Genomic DNA, 464 nt, shown 5'->3' on the forward strand with positions numbered 1-464 from the left:
TGGGGCCTTAGCTCAGCTGGGAGAGCGCCTGCCTTGCACGCAGGAGGTCAGCGGTTCGATCCCGCTAGGCTCCACTTATATTAATATCATTTATGGCGGTGTAGCTCAGCTGGCTAGAGCGTACGGTTCATACCCGTGAGGTCGGGGGTTCGATCCCCTCCGCCGCTACCATAAAGGACCTTTAGCTCAGCTGGTTAGAGCAGACGGCTCATAACCGTCCGGTCGTAGGTTCGAGTCCTACAAGGTCCACCATTAGACGTATATATCTCGGAGGTATACCCAAGTTCGGCTGAAGGGATCGGTCTTGAAAACCGACAGGCGGCGAGAGTCGCGCGGGGGTTCGAATCCCTCTACCTCCTCCATTTTTTCTAAAGTAAATATTTTATCATCGCGGGGTGGAGCAGCACGGTAGCTCGTCGGGCTCATAACCCGAAGGTCGCAGGTTCAAATCCTGTCCCCGCAAC

The 464-nt window shown here is 55.2% G+C and carries 5 tRNA genes; all 5 read left to right on the forward strand.

The window, feature by feature from the left end:
- Position 1: 1 nt before the first annotated feature.
- A tRNA-Ala gene (locus ACS2QP_RS27400) sits at positions 2–74 on the forward strand.
- 20 nt (positions 75–94) lie between these two features.
- A tRNA-Met gene (locus ACS2QP_RS27405) sits at positions 95–171 on the forward strand.
- A gap of 4 nt (positions 172–175) precedes the next feature.
- Positions 176–252, forward strand: a tRNA-Ile gene (locus ACS2QP_RS27410).
- Between the two features lie 17 nt (positions 253–269).
- Positions 270–362, forward strand: a tRNA-Ser gene (locus tag ACS2QP_RS27415).
- A gap of 27 nt (positions 363–389) precedes the next feature.
- Positions 390–463, forward strand: a tRNA-Met gene (locus ACS2QP_RS27420).
- Position 464 lies beyond the last annotated feature (1 nt).

Source organism: Bacillus cereus group sp. Bce019 (assembly GCF_051781745.1).
Lineage (GTDB): Bacteria > Bacillota > Bacilli > Bacillales > Bacillaceae_G > Bacillus_A > Bacillus_A cereus.